The sequence below is a fragment of the Microbispora sp. NBC_01389 genome (assembly GCF_045040095.1).
Lineage (GTDB): Bacteria > Actinomycetota > Actinomycetes > Streptosporangiales > Streptosporangiaceae > Microbispora.
The window spans coordinates 2070570-2089976 of record NZ_CP109552.1; the positions used below are offsets into that span (position 1 = coordinate 2070570).

Here is a 19407-nt window from a genome sequence, read left to right on the forward strand (position 1 = left end):
CGCCGCCAAGGGTAGGGACGCGGGGTTCAGGGCCAGTATGGCGACGCCATGCCGCCGCCATACCGGCCGCGTACGCGGTCTCAGCGTTCCCGGTTTCCGCGCGGTCCGGCGTGCAGTTCGGCCGCGAACCGGTGGGCGAGCGGTGACATCGCGTACGACAGGGAGTGGGCGGTCACCTCGGCGTCGGCCGGGGTCTGCGAGATCGACAGGACGCCCGCCTCCAGAAGGGACTCGACGACCCGTTCGCCCGGCTCACCGGTGCCGTCCAGGGCCTCGACGAGCTCGTCGTGCCCGAAGACCGGGCCGCCGAGCGCGCCCAGGGCGAGGAACGCGGCGCGGTGCGGCCACGACGGGTGCGCGTAGGACTCCTCGAACCGCCGGCGCAGCGACACGTCCCCCGCGGCGAACTCGTCCAGCACGTTCTCGGTCCGGTCCAGCCGCTCGGCCAGCGGACCGAGCGGCAGGTGCCAGAGCCCGGCGAGCCGGGCCCCCAGCAGGCGCAGGACCAGCGGCGACAGGCCGTACCTCCGGAAGATCCGCAGGACGGCGGGCAGATCGCCGGCCACCCGGTCGCGGCCGATCATCCGGCTCAGGAACTCGACGCCCTCGCTCGTGGACAGGTCCCCGAGCCCGATCCGGGCCACCGACTCCAGCCCGCTGAGCCTGCTCCGGCTCGTCACCAGGACCCTGCTCGACGTGGTGCCGGGAAGCAGCGTGCGGACGCTCGCCTCGTCCGGCGCGTCGTCGAGGACCAGCAGGACCTTCCGGTCGGCGAGCCACGACCGCCAGACGGACGCCAGCGCGTCGTCCTCGCGCACGCCGGCGACCTCCAGCCCCACGCCCTCCAGGATCTCCCGCTGGACGCCGGCGGCCGGCCGGGGGACGCCGTGGCGCCGCAGCGGGATCACCACGGCGCCGTCCGGATAGCGGGGGGCCAGCAGGTGCGCGACGTGTACGGCGAGGGCGGTCTTGCCGGCCCCCAGCCCGCCCGTGATCACCGTGACGGGAGCGGGCTCCTCGAGAACGCGCCGCACCTCCGCCGCCCGGCCGGAGAAGTCGTCGACGTCGCGGGGGAGCCGGTTCGCCAGGGCCCGTACGGGACGGGCGGCGGGGCCGGCCGGGCCGGGGTTCCGGGTGCGGGAGGGCCCGTCACCGCGAAGGATGGTCTGGTAGAGCTGCCGGATCAGCGGACTGGGATCGATGCCCATCTCGGCGGCGAGGTGCCGCCGGACGCCCTCGAAATGGGCCAGCGCCTCGGCGGCCCGCCCGCACCGCGACAGCGCCGTCATCCTGGCCGCCGCGACGCGCTCGCGGGCGGGAAACCGCGCGGCGACGACGTCGAGGGAGCCCAGGGCCTCGACGTGGCGGCCCAGTTCGATCTCCAGCTCCACCCAGTCCTCGTAGACCGACAGGAAGAGTTCGGTGAAGCGGCCCACCTCGGCGGCCACGAGCGGGACATGGCGGAACTCCACAAGCGGCCGTTCGTGCCACATGCGGACGGCGTCGCCCAGTTGCGCGGCGGCGGCGGGGAGGTCGCCGCTCCGGACGGCGGAGCGGCCCGACCTGCTCAGTTCCAGGAAGCGCAGCAGGTCGAGCTCCTCGCGGTCGGCGCGCATCCGGTAGCCCCACCCCTGGAAGCTGATCCGATCGCCCACGATCTTGCGTAGCGCGGACACGTAGACCTGCAGGTTCTTGCGGGCCGTGCGCGGCGGCGTCTCGCCCCACAGCGAGTCGATCAACTGCTCCGACGGGATGACCGCGTTCGCGTGGCACAGCAGTATCGCCAGGAGCAGCCGTTGTTTCGGCGCGCCGATGACGGCCCTGTGGTCCGCCACGCGGACCTCCAGCGGACCGAGAATCGAACAGTGCAGTCGCGGTGAGATCGCGTCACCCATGGTGCAGTCCTTGGTCCGGGTCTCCGCGGCGACCCCGGTCACCGGACGGAGCCGGCTGTCCGGGTGCCCAGCAGGAGGAAGTCGACGAGGTCGAGCGGCGCCGGGGGCACGGCGTTGCCCAGGGCCGCCAGATGGAGCGTTCTTGTCGCGAGCGCGACGGCCGTGGAGACCGCGTGTCCCCCGGCCTTCGCCTCGAACCAGCGCCAGTCGCCGTCCGCGTTCACTTCGAGAAACACCACCTCGTCCTTTCTGAGCAGCAGGTCGAAGGCGCCGTACGTCATCCCCCACAGGCCCGCGAGCCCGCGTACGGCGTCGGCGGCCGCGGGCGGGACGGCGACCGGGGTGACCGTCACCTCGCCCTCCTCGCGCCACGGCGAGTCGGGGGAGCGCTTGCCGACGGCGTACGCGTGCAGGGCGCCGGCGACGTGGTAGACCCGCAGCTCGGCGTCGTGCTCGACGTGCTCCTGCACGATGACGGGATAGCCGAGGGCGGGCCGGCGCAGCACCTCCTCGCGGGCCGCGATCTCGGGGAGGACCCCGGTCAGGAGCCCGGGCTCGGTCTCGACGAAGTGCTCCTCGACGACCTTGACGACGACCCTGGGCCCCGGCAGGCGGGCCGCCGCCTCCGCCGGGCTGGTGGTGACGACCGTACGGGGGACGCGGACCCCGGCCCTCGCCGCTCCGGCGAGCTGTTCCAGGCGGCCGGGCCGGTTGCCCGGCAGGCTCGCCGGGGCCAGGGAGCTGAGCTGGCGGACCAGCGCGTGCCAGGACTCGGCCCGCAGAAGGGTCTCGACGGCGTCCGCCGTCGCGGGAATGGCCCGGGGCGAGAAGTGGCGCGCCCACACGACGGTCGGCGTGATGCGGCGGCCGTCCAGGTCGAGCACGCCGCCGATCCCGCCGCCGATCCCGCCGCCCGGGTCACCGGGGGCCACCGTGGTGGTCAGCCGCAGCGAGGCGATGGTCTCGGCGTCGACGCGCACGCTCGGCACGCCGAGCTGGTGCAGGGTGTCCTGCAGGACGGCGAACTCGGCGCAGCCCGCCCGGTCGGCCAGCACGACGCAGGGCAGGACCTCCGTGTCCGGCCCCGCGTCCGGCCCCGCGTCCGGCCCGGGATCCGGCTCGGGGTCCAGCAGCCTCCACGACACCGATCCCGGCGTTCCGCGCAGGTCGACGGTGAGGGGAGGGCCGGCCGTGCCTGGGACGCCGGCGGCGCTCAGCAAGGCGTGACCGCGGTCGTGCGCGGCCCGGATTCGTAAGGTCCTTCCGGTGACGCCTCCACCGGCCTCGTCCTCGTGATCCCGCCCATACTTAACCAGTCAACGGTGGCTGCGGTTTAATGTCAATAGAACCTTATATGGCCGATTGTTTAAGTAATTGCTGTATGTCGGATTCCTTGGTATTCCCAGTTCAGAGGGGATCGGTTTCCGGAAAGTGGCGGCTTTCGGATGTCCCACTCACCGGCTCTCTGTAACATGAGATTTGTGGTCTGAAGAAATTCCTGATTAGGGACACGGCTTGCTGATCGGGCCCTTCGCGGGCGGCCACGGCGGCCGTACCGGCCCGGTACGTAGACTGGGACCCACTCGTGCGGACCGGACCCCGTCGCGCCCCCGTCGCGCCCCTCGCGACCGTCACGGGATCCATGGGCGGACGGGGCGACGAACCGGTGCGAAGGCCGGATGACCAGGACGAGGAGGACGGCGTGAGCCGGCGCGTACGCGGCGATCGGGAAGAGGCCGGCCTGCCGATCGACCCCGACGTGGACCTCCGGCGCGACCGGGACGTCTTCCGCCTGGCGGCCCCCGCGCACCGCCGTGCATGGGACGTGCTCGCGATGATCGCGCTCGGCGGCGGGGCCGGCAGCGTGGCCCGCTACCTGGCCGGCCAGGCCCTGCCCGCGCCGCCCTCCGGGTTCCCCTGGGCGACGTTCCTCGTCAACGTCACCGGCTGCCTCGCGCTGGGGGCGCTGATGGTCTTCGTGCTGTCCGACTGGCCCCCGCGCCGCTACGTCCGGCCGTTCCTCGGGGTCGGCTTCCTCGGCGGGTTCACCACGTTCTCCACCTTCACCACCGAGATCGTGGGAAGGATGTCAGCCGGTGGCTGGACGACCGCCGTCGCGTACGCGGCGGGCAGCCTGGTCGCCGGTCTGGCCGCGGTCTGGTGCGGGGCCGCGCTGGCCCGCGCCGTGGCCGGCCTCCCCGTACGGCACGGCAAGGAGACGAGACATTGAGGCTGCACGGCCCGGCGCAACGCCTGACGATCTTCGTCGGCGAATCCGACCAGTATCGTCATCGGCCGCTCTACAGCGAGATCGTGCACCGGGCGCACAGGAGTGGGCTGGCCGGGGCGAGCGTGTTCCGCGGCATCGAGGGCTTCGGCGCGTCCTCGCTCATCCACACCAGCCGCCTGCTGTCGCTCAGCGAGGACCTGCCCGTCGCCGTCGTCGTCGTGGACGCCCCGGACCGGATCGCCGCGTTCATGACGGAGCTGGACGAACTGGTCACCGAGGGCCTCGTGATCGTCGATCCCGTGGAGGTCTACCGCTACGTGGGGCGTGCGGAGCGGTGACCCTGCTGCTCGTCTTCCTCGGCGGCGCGATCGGCGCCCCCGCCCGCTATCTGACCGACCGGCTGGTGCAGCGTCTGCACGACAGCGTGTTCCCCTGGGGGACGCTGACGGTGAACCTGGTGGGGTCGCTCGTGCTCGGGCTGCTGCTCGGCGCGCGGGACGGCCTCGGCCTGCCCGACCCCGCGGTCGCCCTGCTGGGCACCGGTGTCTGCGGGGCGCTCACGACGTTCAGCACGTTCGGCTTCGAGACCGTGCGCCTGCTGGAGGAGGGCTCGGCCGCGGCCGCCGCGCTCAACGCGCTGGGCAGCCTGCTCCTCGGCGTCCTCGCCGCCGCCGCCGGGCTCGGCCTCGCCCACCTGCTCGCCTGAGCCGTCCCGCCGCGCGCCTGCCCCCGGAAGAACGGCCCCGGAAACACGGCCCCGGAGACACGTCCACCCCACCGGGGGTGGGGTGGACCGCCTCAGGCAGGTCAGTGGTGCCCGTGCCCGTGCCCGTGCCCGTGCTCGTAGCCGTGGCCGTGCTCGTCGTGCTTCTGGGTCCAGGGACCGGTGATCGCGAAGACGTAGCCCGGGGTCTGGATGTTGGCGAACACGGTCAGGCGGGTGGCCGGGCCAGCGGGATTCCGGCGCCGAGGGGAAAGGCGACGGCGGGGACGTGGATCGGCACCTGCTTCTCGCCGATCTTGAAACCCTCCATCCCCCAGCTCACCGTGACCTCGAAGCCCCCGCCGAGACGGAGGGTCACCAGCCGCCCGTCGCGGATTTCCGCGTCCAGCAGCCCGATCGTGAACGTCAGGTCGACGGAGAATGTGATCGTGAGCACCTTGCGCTCGTCGGCGTAGACCTCGACGTACGGGCGGTGCTCCGAGGTGATCGAGTGCGCGGCCAGTTGGACCGGCTCGGTCTTCCCACGGAGGCCCTTCTCGTGACTGCGCACCGCGGCGGCCCGCAGCACGCGGGACTTCTGCCACCCGGCCGCCAGGACCGTCCCGAGAGTGATCCCGTGGAGCAGGCCGGCGCCGGTCTCGGGCAGCTGAGCGACGAGTCGCCCGGCGAGGCCCGGGGCGTCGCGGCAGATCGTGCTGATCACCTGGGGGTCGCGGACGACGCTCGCCGCCGCCGCCACCGCGCCGCGTGCGCCGTCATAGAGCGCGAGGGCGGCCGTGCCCGGATTCGGGTCGATGGTCAGGTTCATGACAGGCCTTCCCAGATCTCCTGCCGGCCCGGGTCCGCGAGCCCGTCTCCTCGCCGGAGAACGCGACCGTCGGCACCGCCTCGGGGCTCGCCTCGGGCGACTCCTCCGACTGCGGCGACTCCGGTCGACTCGGTGAGGGACTGTCGTCGGGGCTCGCCGGTGGACTCACAGGTGGGCTTACCGTGGGGCTCACGGACGGGCTCACGGGGGACACCTCGCTCAGGACGACGTCGACGGCGTCGCCGATGGTCAGCTCGTCTTCGCCGGGTGGTGGGTCCTGGTCCTCGACGATCTGGTCGTCGCGCGCGTCATCCGCCCCTCTGAGCGTCAGCCCCCGGTCCGCCGCCATCCGCCGCGCCTCCGCGACCGTACGGCCGATGAGGTACGGCACCTCGGTCGAGCCGTCGAGGAGCAGGCTGACGGCCTGCCCGTAGGCGAGCCGCCCGCCGGGCGCGGGAGTCTGCTGGGCGACCTTCCAATCGCCGGTGGCCTCCGGCTGCTGGGTGGTCACGCCGAACCCGGCCTTCTCCGCTTCGGCGGTGGCGGCGGTCAGCGTCATCCCGGTCAGGTCGGGCACCTGTCCTTCCAGGTAAACCTGGACCCTCGTGATTTTGAATTCGTTGCACGACACCGTCTCCGCGCTGCTCACGAAACTCGTCCCGGGAGGCACGGGATCGGGCACGGTCACGACCCCGTAGCCGAAACGGCTGTGGAGCGCCTCGACCGCCTGCTCGTACGTCTGACCGCTCACGTCGGGCGGGGGCGGGCAGCTCGTGGCCTGCGCCGGCGTGGCCCAGAACGCGGCGGCGGCCAGGGCGAGGGCCACGGTCAGACGTACCGGCATCATCGTCTCCGGAACGGTGGCGGGCTTCTCGAAGAAACGTCACGAAGAATCGCGGTCACCTCGCCCGAGTATCTCCCGACTCATATGCGCGAGCGCAGGCCCCGGTCCGGTGAGCGGACCGGGGACGCGCTTTTCCGCTGGGCCGGGCTCAGAGCAGGTATCGCAGCCAGAGGTACGGCGTGGCCAGGGCCACGGTGACGACGGTGACCACCAGGCCGTACTTGGTGAACTCCCAGAAGCTGATGCGCGCGCCGTTGCGCTCGGCGATGCCGAGGATGACGACGTTGGCGGAGGCGCCGACGGCGGTGGCGTTCCCGCCGAGGTCCGCGCCCAGCGCGAGAGCCCACCACAGGACGTTGTGGTCGCCGGGCACGTGCTGGGCGAGGTCGGCCACGATCGGGCTCATCGTGGCGACGTAGGGGATGTTGTCCACGATCGCCGACAGCCCGGCCGAGGCCCAGAGCAGGACCATGGCCGTCACGCCCGGCCGCCCGGCCGTCGCCTCCGCCGCCGCCTGCGACACCTGGGCGATCACGCCGGTCTCGACGAGCGCGCCGACCATCACGAAGAGCCCGGCGAAGAACACCAGCGTCGGCCACTCAACCTCGCGCAGGGCGTCGTCCGTGGTGACCTTGGTGACCAGCACGAGCAGCCCTGCGCCGAGCAGCGCCACGACGGACGGCTCGTAGTGCAGCACCGGGTGCAGCACGAACGCGGCGATGACCACCCCGAGCACGGACAGGCTCTGCACGAGCATGACCCGGTCCTCGATGGCCGCCTTCTCGTCGAGCTGCATGATCTCGGCCGCCCGTTCCGGGTCGTACCGGAAGGCGCTGCGGAACAGCACCCGGCACAGCCCGATGAACACCGCCGTCAGCACGATCACCAGCGGCGCCAGGTGGACGAGGAAGTCGTTGAAGGTCAGGCCGGCGCGGGAGGCGATGATGATGTTCGGCGGGTCGCCGACGAGCGTCGCGGTGCCGCCGATGTTGGACGCCATCGCCTCGGCGATCAGGAACGGCGCGACCGGCAGGGCGAGGCGCTCGCAGACGAGGAACGTCACCGGCGCGATCAGCAGCACGGTCGTGACGTTGTCCAGCAGCGCCGACGCCAGGGCCGTGATCACCAGGAGCAGCACCATGAGCCGGAACGGCCGTCCCCTGGCGCGTTTGGCGGCCCAGATCGCCAGGTATTCGAACACGCCGGTCTGCCGCAGCACACCGACGATGATCATCATGCCGAGCAGCAGGAAGACGACGTTCCAGTCCACGCCCGACTCCTGCGAGAAGAACGCGGAGCCGGCCGCCGTCGCGTGGACCAGCAGCATGATCGCGGCGCCGCCCAGGGCGGCCTTGACCCGGTGGATCTTCTCGCTCGCGATGAGGACGTAGGTGGCGGCGAAGACGATCGACGCCACCCAGGCGGTCACCGTCATCAAGATCCTCCGTGGAAACCCCCGCCTTCAGGCGGGGAGGAATCGGACTCCTTGCGGAGCGGGGCGGGGGTAGGCGTTTCCCCGGAAGGCGAACCGCTGTGCGAATTCACGCGAGCGTCAGCTGATCGGGTGGCATGATGTGCGGGGTGGCGCAGACGGTGAAGCGGGCCTACAAGTACCGCTTCTATCCCACCCCCGAGCAGGCGTCCGGGCTTGCCCGGACGTTCGGGTGCGTGCGCCTGGTCTACAACAAGGCGTTGGAAGAACGCACCCGCGCCTACACCCTGGAGGGCCGCCGCGTCTCCTACGCGGAGTCCTCGGCCGCGTTGACGGCGTGGAAGCGGACCGAAGAGCTGGCGTTCCTGGCCGAGGTGTCGTCCGTGCCGTTGCAGCAGGCGCTGCGGCACCTGCAGGCCGCCTTCGCCCACTTCTTCGCCAAGCGGGCCAGGTACCCCACCTTCAAGTCGCGGAAGAAGTCGCGGGCGTCGGCCGAGTACACCCGCTCGGCGTTCCGCTACCGCGATGGCCGGCTCACGCTGGCGAAGATGGACGGCCCGCTGGACATCGTGTGGTCGCGTCCACTCCCGCAGGGGGCGCAGCCGTCCACGGTGACGGTGAGCAAGGACGCGGCGGGGCGGTGGTTCGTGTCTCTCCTGGTGGAGCAGACCATCGACCCGCTCGACCCGGTGGGGAACACGGTTGGCGTGGATGCGGGGATCACCGCCCTGGTGACTCTCTCGACCGGTGAGAAGATCCCCAACCCCCGGCATGAGCGGGCCGACCGGCGCAAGCTGGCCAAGGCGCAGCGGGCCCTGGCCCGCAAAACCGCGGGCAGCAGCAACCGGGCCAGGGCCAGGGTGAAAGTCGCCCGCCTGCACGCGCGGATCGCCGACCGGCGCCGGGACTTCCTGCACAAGCTGTCGACTCGACTCGTCCGCGAGAACCAAACGGTCGTGATCGAGGACCTGACCGTCCGCGCCATGGTCAAGAACCACTCGCTGGCCCGCGCCGTCTCCGACGCCTCCTGGCGGCAACTGCGGTCGATGCTGGCGTACAAAGCCACGTGGTACGGGCGGGAACTCGTGGTGATCGACCGGTGGTTTCCCAGCTCGAAGCTGTGCTCGGCCTGCGGGGCACTGCGGAAGTCGATGCCGCTGAACGTCCGGGCCTGGGAGTGCGCCTGCGGCGCGGTCCATGACCGGGACGTCAACGCCGCCAGGAACGTCCTCGCCGCCGGGCTGGCGGAGAGGTGAAACGCCTGTGGAGCTGGTGTAAGACCTCAACGGAGTCCTCTCGGACGAGGCGACCGGCAGCGAAGCAGGAAGACCAACCTGTGAGGGTTGGAATCCCCTCCCTTCAGGGAGGGGGGATGTCAAGCGAGCCGCTTGAGCAGCGCGGAGAGTGTCACCGCGCCCAGCAGGCGGCCGCCGTCCAGCACCGCGACCAGGGGACTGCGGGTGCGAGCCATCAGCGCGCCGATCTCCAGAAGGGTGGCGTCCGGGTCGGTGACCGGCAGCTCGCGCGGACGCTCCGGCAGGGCCTGGCGGACCGTGCGATCGCCCAGCGCGCGCACGAACGCGTCGGCGTGCGCCTCGTCGATCACCCGGGCCAGCGCGGGGTCGTCCTGGCAGTAGCGGGGCACGGCCAGGCGCAGCACCTGCGTGCCGGGCAGGATCGACACCGGCGTGCCGCGCTCGTCCAGCACGATCAGCCCCGGCAGTTCGCGTTCGGCCATGAGGCGCGCGGCCTCGGCCACGGGGGAGTCGAGCCCCACCGTGGGGAACGGCACTAGGAGATCCCGGGCGCGCATGATCTCACCTGCCCACGACGTACGGCTGTGCTCACGTCTGCCTTCCGGTCGGCGGTCCGGCCTCCCGGGCATGAGAGACCCCTTCGCCGACCAGACTTCCCGGCACGCCCCAGGCCAGGCTATCGGTCGGACATGCCGTACAGAAGCCCCGAAGAGCGGACGAACACCCCCTCGGCGGACGGAAGACGGCCGAGCGATCCCGCCGGCAGCGGCACCACGCCCTCGGGCGCGGTGGTCAGGCGGGCGGCGAAGGCCAGCCGGCGCCCGGGGCGTCCGTCCGGGGAGACGTAGTCGTCCGCGCCCGCGAACCACGTCTCCCCGACCACCCCGACCTCCCCGACCTCCCCGGCCGCCGCGATCCGCGCCAGCGCCGCCTGGACGTCCTCCCCCGGCCGTACGACCGTCGCGGGCAGACGGTCGGTCTCCTCGTCGGACCGCACGAGCGGCGTGCCGTCGAGCCAGCCGACGAGACAGACCGTGACCTCCTCGAACCCGGACCGCGCCGCCTCGGCCACCGCCTCCGCCGCGCCCGGCGTCTCCCACCCGTGCAGGGAGAAGACCGGCGGGCCGGACCCGTTCGAGCGGGCGGCCGTCCCGCCGTGGGCGAGCGCGCGGCGCACGGCCTCGACACCGGCCCGCGCGTACGGCACCGTCCGCTCGGGCAGCCGGTCCATCGGGAACCAGCCCAGCTCCGCGCACTTGTGCGGTTCGGCGTTGACCGGCGTGCCGGTGTATCCCCCGGGCACGAGGAACAGCCCGACGCGGGCCGTGCCGCCCGGGTTGCGATGGTGCAGCACGTGGACCACCTCGCAGCCGTACGGCTCGATGCCCAGCTCCTCGCGCGCCTCGCGGACCGTGGCGTCCACGGCGGTCTCCCCCTCCTCCAGGTGCCCGGACGGCATGATCTGCCACTCCCCGTCGGCGTACCCGGTGCCGTGGCGGCGGCCGAGCAGCACCCTGTCTCCGTCCGTCACCAGCAGATGCACGTCCACGACCGGCCGGTACCGGCCCGGCGCGTACGTCGCGGCGTCGAGCAGCGCGGGCAGCGTGGCGGCGCTCGCCGAGATGAACTCCCCCAGCTCCGGAGGCACCACGTTCAGCGTGCGCACGTCCTCGGGGCGGACCCGCCGGATCTGGTGCAGGCCGATGTCGGGTTCGAGGAACTCGGGGCCGCTGCGGCGCGACAGGTCGAGCGAGACGAGCCGGCAGGCGAAGACGGTGCTCAGGCGGCCCGGCTCGACGAGGGTGAACACGTGCAGCGCCGGCCCCGCGGTGGCGCCCAGCTCCTCGTCGAGCTCGCGGCGCAGCGCCGCCTCCAGGGAGGCGTCGCCCGGCTCCACCCCGCCGCCCGGCGTGATCCAGTACGGCTCACGCTCGGGGCGCACCCGGCGGAACAGGACGACGTCGTCGCCGTCGAACAGGATGGCCCGGACAGCGTGCCGCACGGTGGTCATGCCCGGCATCCTCTCGCGGGCGTCCGCCGCCCGCCCCCCGGACCGCCTTCCGGACGGCGCGAAATACGGTGAGGTGACGCTTCCGCTGCCGACGAATGTGAGGGAACCATGACAGAGATGACCTATCGGCGGCTGGGCGACTCGGGGCTCGTCGTCTCGGCCGTCGGCCTCGGCGGCAACAACTTCGGCCGCAGGATCGACCTCGACGCCACGCGCGCCGTGGTCGGCGCGGCGCTCGACGCGGGCGTCACGCTGATCGACACCGCCGACATCTACGGCGAGTCGGAGGCCCTGCTCGGCGAGGTGCTGAAGGGGCGGCGCGACCAGGTCGTCCTCGCGACCAAGTTCGGCGGGGACGTGCAGGGCGCCAACGGGCCCGACTGGGGCGCGCGGGCCTCGCGGCGCTACGTCCGCCTGGCGGTCGAACGGTCGCTGCGGCGGCTCAGGACCGACTGGATCGACCTCTACCAGTTGCACTTCCCCGATCCGTCCACGCCGGTCGAGGAGACCCTGTCGGTGTTGACGGACCTGGTGCGGGAGGGGAAGGTCCGCTACCTGGGCTCGTCCAACTTCGCGGCCTGGCAGGTCACCGACGCCGACTGGATCGCCCGCACCGGGGGTCTGGAGCGCTTCGTCAGCGCCCAGAACGAGTACAGCCTGCTGGACCGCCGGGTGGAGCAGGAGCTCGTCCCGGCGCTGGCCCACCACGGCATCGGCCTGCTGCCGTACTTCCCGCTCGCCAACGGCCTGCTGACCGGCAAGTACCGGCGCGGGGAGCAGCCGCCGGAGGGCAGCCGCCTCGCCGGGCGCCCGCAGTATCTGACCGATGAACGGTTCGACGTGGTGGAGCGGCTGCGGGAGTTCGCCGGACGGCAGGGCGTGACCCTGCTCGACGTGGCGATCGGAGGGCTGCTCGCGCGGCCCGCCGTGTCGTCGGTCATCGCGGGCGCGACCCGGCCGGAGCAGGTCGAGGCCAACGCGGCGGCGGCCGGATGGCGGCCGGACGAGACGGCGTTGAAGGAGCTCGACGAAATCCTCTCGGGGGCGTGACGTCGTTACATAACCTTGCGGGAATATAGCCGAACAGGTATGTTCGGGGGTGTGCCAGCGACATTCGACGTGCTCGCCGAGCCCGTGCGGCGGCGGATCCTCGACCTGCTGCTCGAACGCCCCCGTCTCGTCGGGGAGCTCACCGAGCGGCTCGGCCTGACCCAGCCCGGCACCTCCAAGCACCTCAAGGTGCTGCGTGAGGCCGGGCTGGTCCGCGTGCGCAGGGACGCCCAGCGCCGGTGGTACGAGCTCCGCCCCGAGCCGCTCGCCGAGATCGACGCGTGGCTCGCGCCGTACCGGAGGCTGTGGTCGGTGAGCTTCGACGCGCTGGAGAGACATCTGGACGAGACGCCCGACGACGACCCGGAGGAGATGACGTGAAGGCGACGCTCGACGAGATCGACGGACGGCCGGTGCTGCGGATGGAGCGCAGGCTGTCCCACCCGAGGGAGAAGGTCTGGCGGGCGATCATCGAGCCCGAGCGGCTCGGCCGGTGGTTCCCGTTCACGGTCGACGAGATGGACCCGCGGGTGGGCGGGAAGATCAGATTCGGCGGCGGCATGACGCTGGACGCGGAGATCACCGAGCTGGACCCGCCCCGCGTGTTCGCCTTCGTCCAGCGCTCCGCGCCGGAGGTGCCGCGCGAGGGTGACAACCTGCTGCGCTTCGAGCTGTCGCCCGAGGAGGACGGCGGCTGCCTGCTCGTCTTCACGCAGGTCTTCGACGACCGCCCGGCCGCCGCGAGCTACGCCTCCGGATGGCAGGTGTGTCTCGACGCCATGGAGGCGGTCGCCGCCGGACGGGCACCCGAGTGGCCGGAGGGGAACTTCCCGGAGCTCCATCAGGCGTACGTGGAGACGTTCGGCCTCACCGAGGGAGTGGCCAGGGGAGTAGACGGGACGGGCGACTGGCGGGTGCGGTTCGAGCGGCAGCTCACGCGGCCGGTCGAGGAGGTCTGGAACGCCGTGGGGGCCGCCGGGGCGAGGATCGGCGCCCCGGTGCCGGCCCGTCTCGGCGAGGGGACCGTCACGGCCGTCCGTACGCCGGGAGCTCCGGGAGCTCCGGGAGCTCAGGGCGCCGCGCCCGGCGCGGAGGCGTCGGCGTTCGTGGAGTTCACGGTCGCACCGGCGCGGCCGGACGCGGGACCGGACGGGGCCGGCCACGCCGCGGAAGGGGACGGGCGACGGGTGCGCTGGGAGCTGTCCCGGGGCACCGGGCACGGCGCGCGGCTGGTCGTCACGGACACCGGCGCGACCGGCCACGCCTCCGTGCTGGAGGCGTGGCGGGACCGGATAGAGACGCTGGCGCGCGATCTGGTCGGCTGAACCCGGGAACGGCCCCGAGGCGCCGTATGTCGTCAGTAGTCGAGTATCCTCAGCAGACGGCGCAGGTACGGCGGCACGTTCCGCAGCCGTACGGCGTCGTGCGTGACGAAGGAGGCGGGAGCCAGCAGGGCCCGCAGCCCCGCGAGATCGATGAACCGCAGGTCGCTCGCGTCGATGACGATCTCGCCGCGCGCCTTCCGCGCCGCGGCGAGCGCGCCCGCCAAGGCCTCACTGTTGGAGACGTCGACCTCGCCATCGATGATCACCGACGAGTCCGCCGGGGACCACCTGACGCTGACATAGGTGTCTGTGTAGAGAACTCCGCACTGATCGGCGGCGGAGGTCACGGGGTGCACCGGCTGAGAACGCCGGTGGTCGATCCACCGCTCGCCGCGTACGGGCGGGCGGTCATGGAGCAGGACATGACGATGATCACCGCTGTCCCACCTCCCTGGGGAAGCTGGAGTATTCACTGAGCGTCGTCGTCTGACGCTACTTCTGTCAATGGTCAGCCTCGTTAATAATCAACGAAGATCTAACAGGCGGCGGCGCGTCAGCGCTTGCGGCCGACCGCGCCGACCGACCACACCGTGTTCTTCGGCGGCCGCAGCCCGCCGGGATCGGGGCGCCAGTCCGGCAGCAGGACGAGGCCGGGCTCCACCAGCTCAAGGTCCCCGAACAGCGGGAGGATCTCCGCCCGAGTGGGCAGGCGCATGCGGCCGTCGTCCTTGACGGCCCACTCGTCGGCGAACAGCAGGGACAGCCGGTCCGTCACCTCCGGCCGGATGTCGGAGACGGCGTGGCTGATGACCACGTAACTGCCGGGGGCGATCTTCTCGCGTACCCGCCAGGTGAGGGCGAGCGTCAGATCGTCATCGTTGATGGCCCAGAGGACGGAGACGAGCAGGACGGCCACGGGCTCATCAAGATCCACGAGGCCGCGTAGCCGCGGGTGCGCGAACAGCCCGTCGGGGTCGCGCACGTCGCCGTGGATCACCACAACGCGCTCGTCGTCCTCGATCAGCGCCTGCCCGTGGTTCACCACGACGGGGTCGTTGTCGACGTACACCACCCGGGCGTCGGGGGCGTACCGCTGCGCGATCTCATGGACGTTGCCCTGGGTCGGCAGGCCGCACCCGATGTCGACGAACTGCCGTATTCCGGCCTCGGCCAGGAACCGTACGGCCCTGCGCATGAACTTGCGTCCCTCGCGGCACATCATCGGCAGCTCGGGCGCGATCCGCAACGCCATCTCCGCCGCGCCGCGGTCCGCGGCGAAGTTGTTCTTCCCGCCGAGCCAGTAGTCGTAGACCCGGGCCTCGTTCGGGATGGACGGGTCGAAACCCACCGGCTCGACCGGGGGGAAACCCGGCATGATCCTCCGTTCAGCCCAGACCGCGATACTACCGGGGAAAATCGGGCGGAACAGAGGGAAAGATCCGGGTGAGGACCTGACGGGGCGGGCAGGCCCGGGTGCGTCAGCGGAGGGAGCGCTCGGCCGTGAAGCCGGCCCACACCGCCTTGCCCATGGGACGCAGGGGCGCCCAGCCCCACATGCGGCTGACCCCCGCCACGACCTGGAGGCCGCGTCCCGTCTCCGACACGTAGTCGGGCTCACGCAGCACCGGGGCGGCGCTGCTGGGGTCGGTGACCATGCACAGCAGCGCCCGGGTCGAACGGAACATCAGCAGCCGTACCGGGACGGGGTGGATCGCCTGGTGGCGCAGACCGTGCCGCAGGGCGTTCGTGACCAGTTCGCAGACCGCGAGCGCGGCGTCGTCGGAGACGTCGTCCATCGACCAGGTGCGCAGCACACCCGCGGTGAAATGGCGCGCGGTGCGCGCGGCGAGACTCTCGCGGTGGAATTCGTGCACCGCCACCTGGGGCACGTCGTCGGGCTCGGATCCGTTGGTCCACGGCCACCGCACACCATCCGGAAAGACCTGCTCAAGCGTGCCCAGCCAGGGATCATGGGCACTGCTATCGGCTTCTGCGAGTGAAGCGCGGTCTGTCCGATAACCAGTCATTGAGAGCCTTATGAGGTTGATGTCGACCGTGTGGCGGGATGACTCAGTACGTCATACTGCTCCCATTGGTGCTCCTGTGCAAGTACAGATGCACGTGCAAGCGCTTGAAAGTCCTTGCATGGGCGGGGGAATCCGAAACGAGGCCCCACATGTCCGTGATCTACAACGGGATGCCCTCATCTCATCTGGGCCGGGTGGGCTGGCGCAAGAGCCGGCAAAGCAATCCGAGCGGGAACTGCGTCGAGATCGCCGTGCTCCCCGAGGGCCGGGTGGCGTTGCGTAACTCCCGGCACCCGTCCGGCCCCGCGCTGATTGTGCCCGTCCAGGACATGGCCGCTTTCGTCCGCTCTGTCAAAGAGGGCGAATTCGACGATCTGCTACAGAACTGATCACACCGCTTGCGCCAGACGACGGGGAGAGTATCGTTAACAGGGCGTAAACATCGGTGCACCTCTAAGGACCTCATATGACTGTGGCCCCTGCGGAGGGTGTGCCTCAACTCCCTGACCTGGCGTCACAGTCACGCCGTAGTCCCACCGTTCTGCGCCTTCTCCTCGGCACCCAGTTGCGCCGCCTGCGCGAGAGCAAGCACATCCGGCTGGAGGAGGCCGGGCACGCCATCCGCGCCTCGCACTCGAAGATCAGCCGGATGGAGCTCGGGCGCGTCGGTTTCCGCCGGCGCGACGTCGCCGATCTCCTCACTCTTTACGGCGTCGGCGACGAGGCGGAGCGAGAGGCGTTGCTGTCCCTCGTCGCCCAGGCCAACGTGCCGGGCTGGTGGCACAAGTACGACGACGTCCTGCCCTCCTGGTTCGAGGCGTACGTCGGCCTGGAGCAGGCCGCGAGCACCATCCGCTGCTACGAGGTGCAGTTCGTCCCCGGGCTGCTGCAGACCCCCGAGTACGCCGCGGCGGTGGTGCGGCTCGGGCACCCGGACGCCCCGCCGGAGGAGGTCGAGCGCCGCGTACGGCTGCGGATGGACCGCCAGGAACTGCTGGCCCGGCCGGACTCCCCGAACCTGTGGGCGGTGATCGACGAGGCCGTGCTGCGCCGCCCGGCCGGGGGCCTCGAGGTGATGCGGGCCCAGATCCAGCACCTGATCGAGATGGTCGACCTGCCCCGGGTGACGCTCCAGGTCATCCCGTTCAGCGCCGGAGGGCACGCGGCCGCGGGCGGGCCGTTCAGCATCCTGCGCTTCGCGGGGGTCGGCCTGCCCGACGTCGTCTATCTCGAACAGCTGACAAGCGCCATCTACCTGGAGAAACGCGAAGACATCGACCGCTATCTCGCGGTCATGGAACGCCTGTGCATCCAGGCCAGACCGCTTGCCGACACCCAGCGGATCCTGAGCCGGCTCCTGACGGAGCTGTGACGATGCGCTAGCGTCACGTGCGCGACCTCCGCTGCCCGCGGTCCGTTGGAACGGTGGCGCAAGCCGTACCCGAAAATGCGTGTCAGGTCCGTATGGGCGGTAAGTGGTGGAGTAGCGCGGGGGAAGCAGAAGGGTGGTGAGAACCGTGGCGGGCAGCCTGCTCAGCCTGGAGTTCGACCGAAGTTCGGTCACCCGCGTGCGGCATCTGGTCATGGTGTCCGCGCAGGAGGCCGGCCTGGAGGGCATCGCACTGGAGGACTTCGTCCTCGCGGTGCACGAGGCGGTCGCCAACGCCGTCCGTTACGGTTCACCGCCGCGCGGAATCGCCATGTGGAGCGAGGCCGGCTCCCTCGTGTGCGAGATTACGGACAAGGGGCCCGGCATCCCGGCCGAGGTCCTGGAGCGTGAGGAGCCCGCGACGAGGTTCGACTTCGGCGGGCGGGGGCTGTGGCTGATGGACCGCCTGTCCGATCTCGCCGTTCGCACCGGGACCGACGGAACGACGATCCGTCTCTGCGTGACCCTTCCCTGAGCGGTTTGAGCGGCTTCCGCTGAGAGCGGAGCGCCTCCCGCCTGTCCGAAACCACGCGTCGTCCAACAGCCCGTAGCCCCGGCCGTCAGGGTTAGCGCCGGTGCGAGCTGGGCAGTTCTGATCTCGTCGTCCTGCCGTGACGATCGTGCGACAGGCTCGGCAGGAAATCCGAAACCAGAATTCAGGTTCACCGAAACTAAGAGTAATCCGAGCCGGACGCCGAAGCCTTGCTAGGCTGCAGGGAACCGTAGAACCGGGCGTTGTCTCACCCGGCAGGTGAGACCGTCGAGAAGTGGGGTCACACCGTGAAGAAGCTGCTTGTTCTCGCTCTGGTCGCCGTCGGCGGGCTCCTTGTCTGGCGCAAGGTGCAGGCCGACCGGGCCGAGCTCGATCTGTGGACCGAGGCCACCGGCAGCGAGAACTGACCACCGGGGATGGTGCTTGATCGTGGCAGAGGTGCGGGAATGGCTCCCGTGAAGCTGGCCTGTCTGGACCTGGCCGGGACCACGATCGGTGACACCGACATGGTGGAACGGGCGTTCGCCGAGGCGATCGCCACGCAGGGCATCGTCCCCGGGACCAGCGCCTATGCCCGCGCGATGGTGCATGTGCACAGGTCCCGGGGATGCCCGAAGATCGAAGTCTTCCGCGGCATCTTCCCCGGCAACGAGGCCCAGGCGCAGGCCGCCAACCTCACCTTCGAGCGTTCGTACGAAGGAGCCATCGAGCGGGCCGGTCTCGTCCCGATCCCCGGCACCATCGAGGCGATCGAAAAGCTGCGCGACGCCGGGCTGAAGATCGCCCTGATCACCGGCTTCAGCCGGGCCACCCTGGGACGGGTGCTGAGCTCCCTCAGCTGGGTCGGCATGCTGGACCTCGCGTTGTGCCCGGAGGACGCCGGACGTGGCCGTCCGTACCCGGACATGGTGCTCACCGCCGTCCTGCGCTCCGGCGTCGACGACGTACGGCAGGTGGCCGTGGCGGGCGACTCCGAGAGCGACATGCTCTGCGGCCGGCGCGCGGGCGCCTCCATCGTCGCCGGGGTGCTCACCGGCGTCCACAGCAGGGAGCGCCTGCTCGGCGGTGGCGCCACCCACATCCTCGACTCCATCGCCGACTTCCCCGGACTCGTCCTGCCCAACGAGGTCGGCGCGCCCTCGGTGGTCACCTCGGCCTCCTGACCCGCGGGGCAGTTCCCCGTAGCTGTGTCCCGCGCGTTGCCGAGTGGCGCTCGCACACGCGCTGTTGCTACGGTGTACGCACCGGAGGGCTCGAAGATCTGCCTGTCTTCGCGATTCGCGCCCACCCAGGGGCCTTAGCTCAGCTGGCAGAGCGCCTGCTTTGCAAGCAGGAAGTCAGGGGTTCGAATCCCCTAGGCTCCACCCCACGTCAAAGGCCACCTCCCATGATCGGGAAGTGGCCTTTTCGATCTCATACAGCAGCAAAGTACAGCAACGGCACGCTGGCTCTAGGTCTTGTCGCCCTGGCGAACCGCAGCTCAGAATCCGCCGCGGCTGCGAATGGCACCCAGGTCTTCCTTGATCTTAAAGATCACGATGAGGAGTTCCATCCAGATCCGTGTAACGAGGGCAGCGACGAACCACCCCGCAGGTACGAGGATGAGCGCCACCAGGACCATGCCCGTGCCGGCCCTTGCCGCCACCAGGGCATAGAGCCCTTCGGCTATCAGAAGGACCACGAAGATGACCTTGATGATGCTCGTTGTCACGAAGTGCTCGAAGCTGAAGTCGAAGACGCGGGCCATGAACCCTTTCTGATCGGCCTGGCGTGCATGCTGTGAGGGGGCGACCGATGGCTCTGTGTAGCTGCTCTGTGGATCTTGACTCTGGTATGGAGTGGTCATCTTCCTGGGCTTGTCACCCCCTCCTAGCGTGGAGACC

General features: G+C 70.9%; 23 protein-coding genes, 1 tRNA gene and 1 pseudogene. 13 read left to right on the plus strand and 12 right to left on the minus strand.

Translation table 11 applies throughout. The features are described 5' to 3' along the window. Positions 1 to 80: 80 nt before the first annotated feature. Positions 81 to 1835, minus strand: coding sequence for a BTAD domain-containing putative transcriptional regulator (locus OG344_RS09190; RefSeq protein ID WP_327048800.1), 1755 nt, complete (start codon positions 1833 to 1835; stop codon positions 81 to 83). Positions 1836 to 1933: 98 nt separating this feature from the next. Continuing rightward, entirely contained in the window at positions 1934 to 3115 is a 1182-nt protein-coding gene (locus OG344_RS09195) for a hypothetical protein (RefSeq protein WP_405087853.1), read from the minus strand. Between the two features lie 446 nt (positions 3116 to 3561). Between OG344_RS09195 and crcB (OG344_RS09200) the strand changes: the two genes are divergently transcribed. The 3 genes from crcB (OG344_RS09200) to crcB (OG344_RS09210) are packed head-to-tail and all read left to right on the plus strand — an operon-like array spanning position 3562 to position 4831. Then, on the plus strand, positions 3562 to 4125 hold the full coding sequence (gene crcB, locus OG344_RS09200) for a fluoride efflux transporter CrcB (protein WP_405087854.1): 564 nt from the start codon (positions 3562 to 3564) through the stop codon (positions 4123 to 4125). Continuing rightward, positions 4122 to 4463 (plus strand): DUF190 domain-containing protein, encoded by a 342-nt coding sequence (locus OG344_RS09205; RefSeq protein ID WP_327048803.1) that lies wholly within the window; start codon positions 4122 to 4124, stop codon positions 4461 to 4463. Before crcB (OG344_RS09200) ends, OG344_RS09205 begins: the two co-directional genes overlap by 4 nt. Next, the gene (crcB, locus tag OG344_RS09210) at positions 4460 to 4831 is read left to right on the plus strand and encodes a fluoride efflux transporter CrcB (RefSeq protein ID WP_405087855.1); all 372 of its coding nucleotides are present in this window, start codon (positions 4460 to 4462) and stop codon (positions 4829 to 4831) included. The genes OG344_RS09205 and crcB (OG344_RS09210) overlap by 4 nt, the downstream gene beginning before the upstream one ends. A gap of 101 nt (positions 4832 to 4932) precedes the next feature. On the opposite strand, the gene OG344_RS09215 is transcribed toward crcB (OG344_RS09210), so the two are convergent. The 4 genes from OG344_RS09215 to OG344_RS09230 form a co-directional block, all read right to left on the minus strand. Further along, on the minus strand, positions 4933 to 5055 hold the full coding sequence (locus OG344_RS09215; protein WP_405087856.1) for a hypothetical protein: 123 nt from the start codon (positions 5053 to 5055) through the stop codon (positions 4933 to 4935). 2 nt (positions 5056 to 5057) lie between these two features. Then, positions 5058 to 5657 (minus strand): hypothetical protein, encoded by a 600-nt coding sequence (locus OG344_RS09220; RefSeq protein ID WP_405087857.1) that lies wholly within the window; start codon positions 5655 to 5657, stop codon positions 5058 to 5060. Then, complete coding sequence (locus OG344_RS09225; RefSeq protein ID WP_405087858.1) at positions 5605 to 6504, minus strand: PASTA domain-containing protein; 900 nt, start codon at positions 6502 to 6504, stop codon at positions 5605 to 5607. The genes OG344_RS09220 and OG344_RS09225 overlap by 53 nt, the downstream gene beginning before the upstream one ends. Positions 6505 to 6649: 145 nt before the next feature. After that, positions 6650 to 7936 carry an ArsB/NhaD family transporter gene (locus OG344_RS09230; RefSeq protein ID WP_405087859.1) on the minus strand — a complete coding sequence of 429 codons (1287 nt, stop codon included), beginning with the start codon at positions 7934 to 7936 and terminating at the stop codon, positions 6650 to 6652. Between the two features lie 137 nt (positions 7937 to 8073). Between OG344_RS09230 and OG344_RS09235 the strand changes: the two are divergent. Continuing rightward, positions 8074 to 9272: pseudogene (locus OG344_RS09235) on the plus strand (RNA-guided endonuclease InsQ/TnpB family protein); the annotation flags it as partial. Positions 9273 to 9308: 36 nt separating this feature from the next. Here the strand turns inward: OG344_RS09235 and OG344_RS09240 are convergent. Further along, complete coding sequence (locus OG344_RS09240; protein ID WP_204284959.1) at positions 9309 to 9746, minus strand: CBS domain-containing protein; 438 nt, start codon at positions 9744 to 9746, stop codon at positions 9309 to 9311. Between the two features lie 119 nt (positions 9747 to 9865). Then, a complete protein-coding gene (locus OG344_RS09245) occupies positions 9866 to 11200 on the minus strand; it encodes an NUDIX domain-containing protein (protein WP_405087860.1) in 1335 nt (444 codons plus the stop codon). 108 nt (positions 11201 to 11308) lie between these two features. Here OG344_RS09245 and OG344_RS09250 point away from each other — a divergent pair, with 108 nt between their 5' ends. Genes OG344_RS09250 through OG344_RS09260 form a run of 3 tightly spaced genes read left to right on the plus strand, consistent with a single transcriptional unit; the run spans position 11309 to position 13575 of the window. Further along, complete coding sequence (locus tag OG344_RS09250) at positions 11309 to 12250, plus strand: aldo/keto reductase (RefSeq protein WP_327048809.1); 942 nt, start codon at positions 11309 to 11311, stop codon at positions 12248 to 12250. Between the two features lie 51 nt (positions 12251 to 12301). Further along, positions 12302 to 12631, plus strand: a complete 330-nt coding sequence (locus OG344_RS09255; RefSeq protein WP_405087861.1) for an ArsR/SmtB family transcription factor — start codon at positions 12302 to 12304, stop codon at positions 12629 to 12631. Then, entirely contained in the window at positions 12628 to 13575 is a 948-nt protein-coding gene (locus OG344_RS09260; protein ID WP_405087862.1) for an SRPBCC family protein, read from the plus strand. Before OG344_RS09255 ends, OG344_RS09260 begins: the two co-directional genes overlap by 4 nt. Before the next feature lie 32 nt (positions 13576 to 13607). On the opposite strand, the gene OG344_RS09265 is transcribed toward OG344_RS09260, so the two are convergent. From OG344_RS09265 to OG344_RS09275, 3 genes are all read right to left on the minus strand, one after another. Beyond that, positions 13608 to 13841, minus strand: a complete 234-nt coding sequence (locus tag OG344_RS09265) for an STAS domain-containing protein (protein ID WP_405087863.1) — start codon at positions 13839 to 13841, stop codon at positions 13608 to 13610. A gap of 287 nt (positions 13842 to 14128) precedes the next feature. Then, positions 14129 to 14950 (minus strand): SAM-dependent methyltransferase, encoded by an 822-nt coding sequence (locus OG344_RS09270; RefSeq protein WP_405087864.1) that lies wholly within the window; start codon positions 14948 to 14950, stop codon positions 14129 to 14131. A gap of 103 nt (positions 14951 to 15053) precedes the next feature. Then, positions 15054 to 15455 carry an ATP-binding protein gene (locus OG344_RS09275; RefSeq protein WP_327048814.1) on the minus strand — a complete coding sequence of 134 codons (402 nt, stop codon included), beginning with the start codon at positions 15453 to 15455 and terminating at the stop codon, positions 15054 to 15056. 296 nt (positions 15456 to 15751) lie between these two features. On the opposite strand from OG344_RS09275, the gene OG344_RS09280 reads away from it, so the two are divergent. From OG344_RS09280 to OG344_RS09305, 6 genes are all read left to right on the plus strand, one after another. Then, a complete protein-coding gene (locus tag OG344_RS09280) occupies positions 15752 to 15991 on the plus strand; it encodes a DUF397 domain-containing protein (RefSeq protein WP_405087865.1) in 240 nt (79 codons plus the stop codon). Positions 15992 to 16068: 77 nt separating this feature from the next. Continuing rightward, positions 16069 to 16974: a helix-turn-helix domain-containing protein gene (locus OG344_RS09285; protein WP_405087866.1), complete on the plus strand. Its 906-nt coding sequence runs from the start codon at positions 16069 to 16071 to the stop codon at positions 16972 to 16974. Between the two features lie 136 nt (positions 16975 to 17110). Further along, a complete protein-coding gene (locus OG344_RS09290; RefSeq protein WP_405087867.1) occupies positions 17111 to 17506 on the plus strand; it encodes an ATP-binding protein in 396 nt (131 codons plus the stop codon). Positions 17507 to 17811: 305 nt separating this feature from the next. Next, positions 17812 to 17931: a DLW-39 family protein gene (locus OG344_RS09295; RefSeq protein WP_208802288.1), complete on the plus strand. Its 120-nt coding sequence runs from the start codon at positions 17812 to 17814 to the stop codon at positions 17929 to 17931. A gap of 39 nt (positions 17932 to 17970) precedes the next feature. Continuing rightward, positions 17971 to 18687, plus strand: coding sequence for an HAD family hydrolase (locus OG344_RS09300; protein WP_405087868.1), 717 nt, complete (start codon positions 17971 to 17973; stop codon positions 18685 to 18687). 128 nt (positions 18688 to 18815) lie between these two features. After that, positions 18816 to 18888 (plus strand) — tRNA-Ala (locus tag OG344_RS09305). Positions 18889 to 19004: 116 nt separating this feature from the next. Here the strand turns inward: OG344_RS09305 and OG344_RS09310 are convergent. Continuing rightward, positions 19005 to 19271, minus strand: a complete 267-nt coding sequence (locus OG344_RS09310; RefSeq protein WP_405087869.1) for a DUF4282 domain-containing protein — start codon at positions 19269 to 19271, stop codon at positions 19005 to 19007. Between the last annotated feature and the right edge of the window lie 136 nt (positions 19272 to 19407).

Excerpts from the sequence above, each read along its gene's own strand:
- OG344_RS09240 (WP_204284959.1), bottom strand. The coding sequence starts at position 9,746 with ATGCGCGCCCGGGATCTCCTAGTGCCGTTCCCCACGGTGGGGCTCGAC.
- OG344_RS09285 (WP_405087866.1), top strand. The coding sequence starts at position 16,069 with ATGACTGTGGCCCCTGCGGAGGGTGTGCCTCAACTCCCTGACCTGGCG.
- OG344_RS09270 (WP_405087864.1), bottom strand. The coding sequence starts at position 14,950 with ATGCCGGGTTTCCCCCCGGTCGAGCCGGTGGGTTTCGACCCGTCCATC.
- OG344_RS09300 (WP_405087868.1), top strand. The coding sequence starts at position 17,971 with ATGGCTCCCGTGAAGCTGGCCTGTCTGGACCTGGCCGGGACCACGATC.
- OG344_RS09230 (WP_405087859.1), bottom strand. The coding sequence starts at position 7,936 with ATGACGGTGACCGCCTGGGTGGCGTCGATCGTCTTCGCCGCCACCTAC.
- OG344_RS09245 (WP_405087860.1), bottom strand. The coding sequence starts at position 11,200 with ATGACCACCGTGCGGCACGCTGTCCGGGCCATCCTGTTCGACGGCGAC.
- OG344_RS09225 (WP_405087858.1), bottom strand. The coding sequence starts at position 6,504 with ATGATGCCGGTACGTCTGACCGTGGCCCTCGCCCTGGCCGCCGCCGCG.
- OG344_RS09310 (WP_405087869.1), bottom strand. The coding sequence starts at position 19,271 with ATGGCCCGCGTCTTCGACTTCAGCTTCGAGCACTTCGTGACAACGAGC.
- OG344_RS09280 (WP_405087865.1), top strand. The coding sequence starts at position 15,752 with ATGTCCGTGATCTACAACGGGATGCCCTCATCTCATCTGGGCCGGGTG.
- OG344_RS09250 (WP_327048809.1), top strand. The coding sequence starts at position 11,309 with ATGACAGAGATGACCTATCGGCGGCTGGGCGACTCGGGGCTCGTCGTC.
- OG344_RS09220 (WP_405087857.1), bottom strand. The coding sequence starts at position 5,657 with ATGAACCTGACCATCGACCCGAATCCGGGCACGGCCGCCCTCGCGCTC.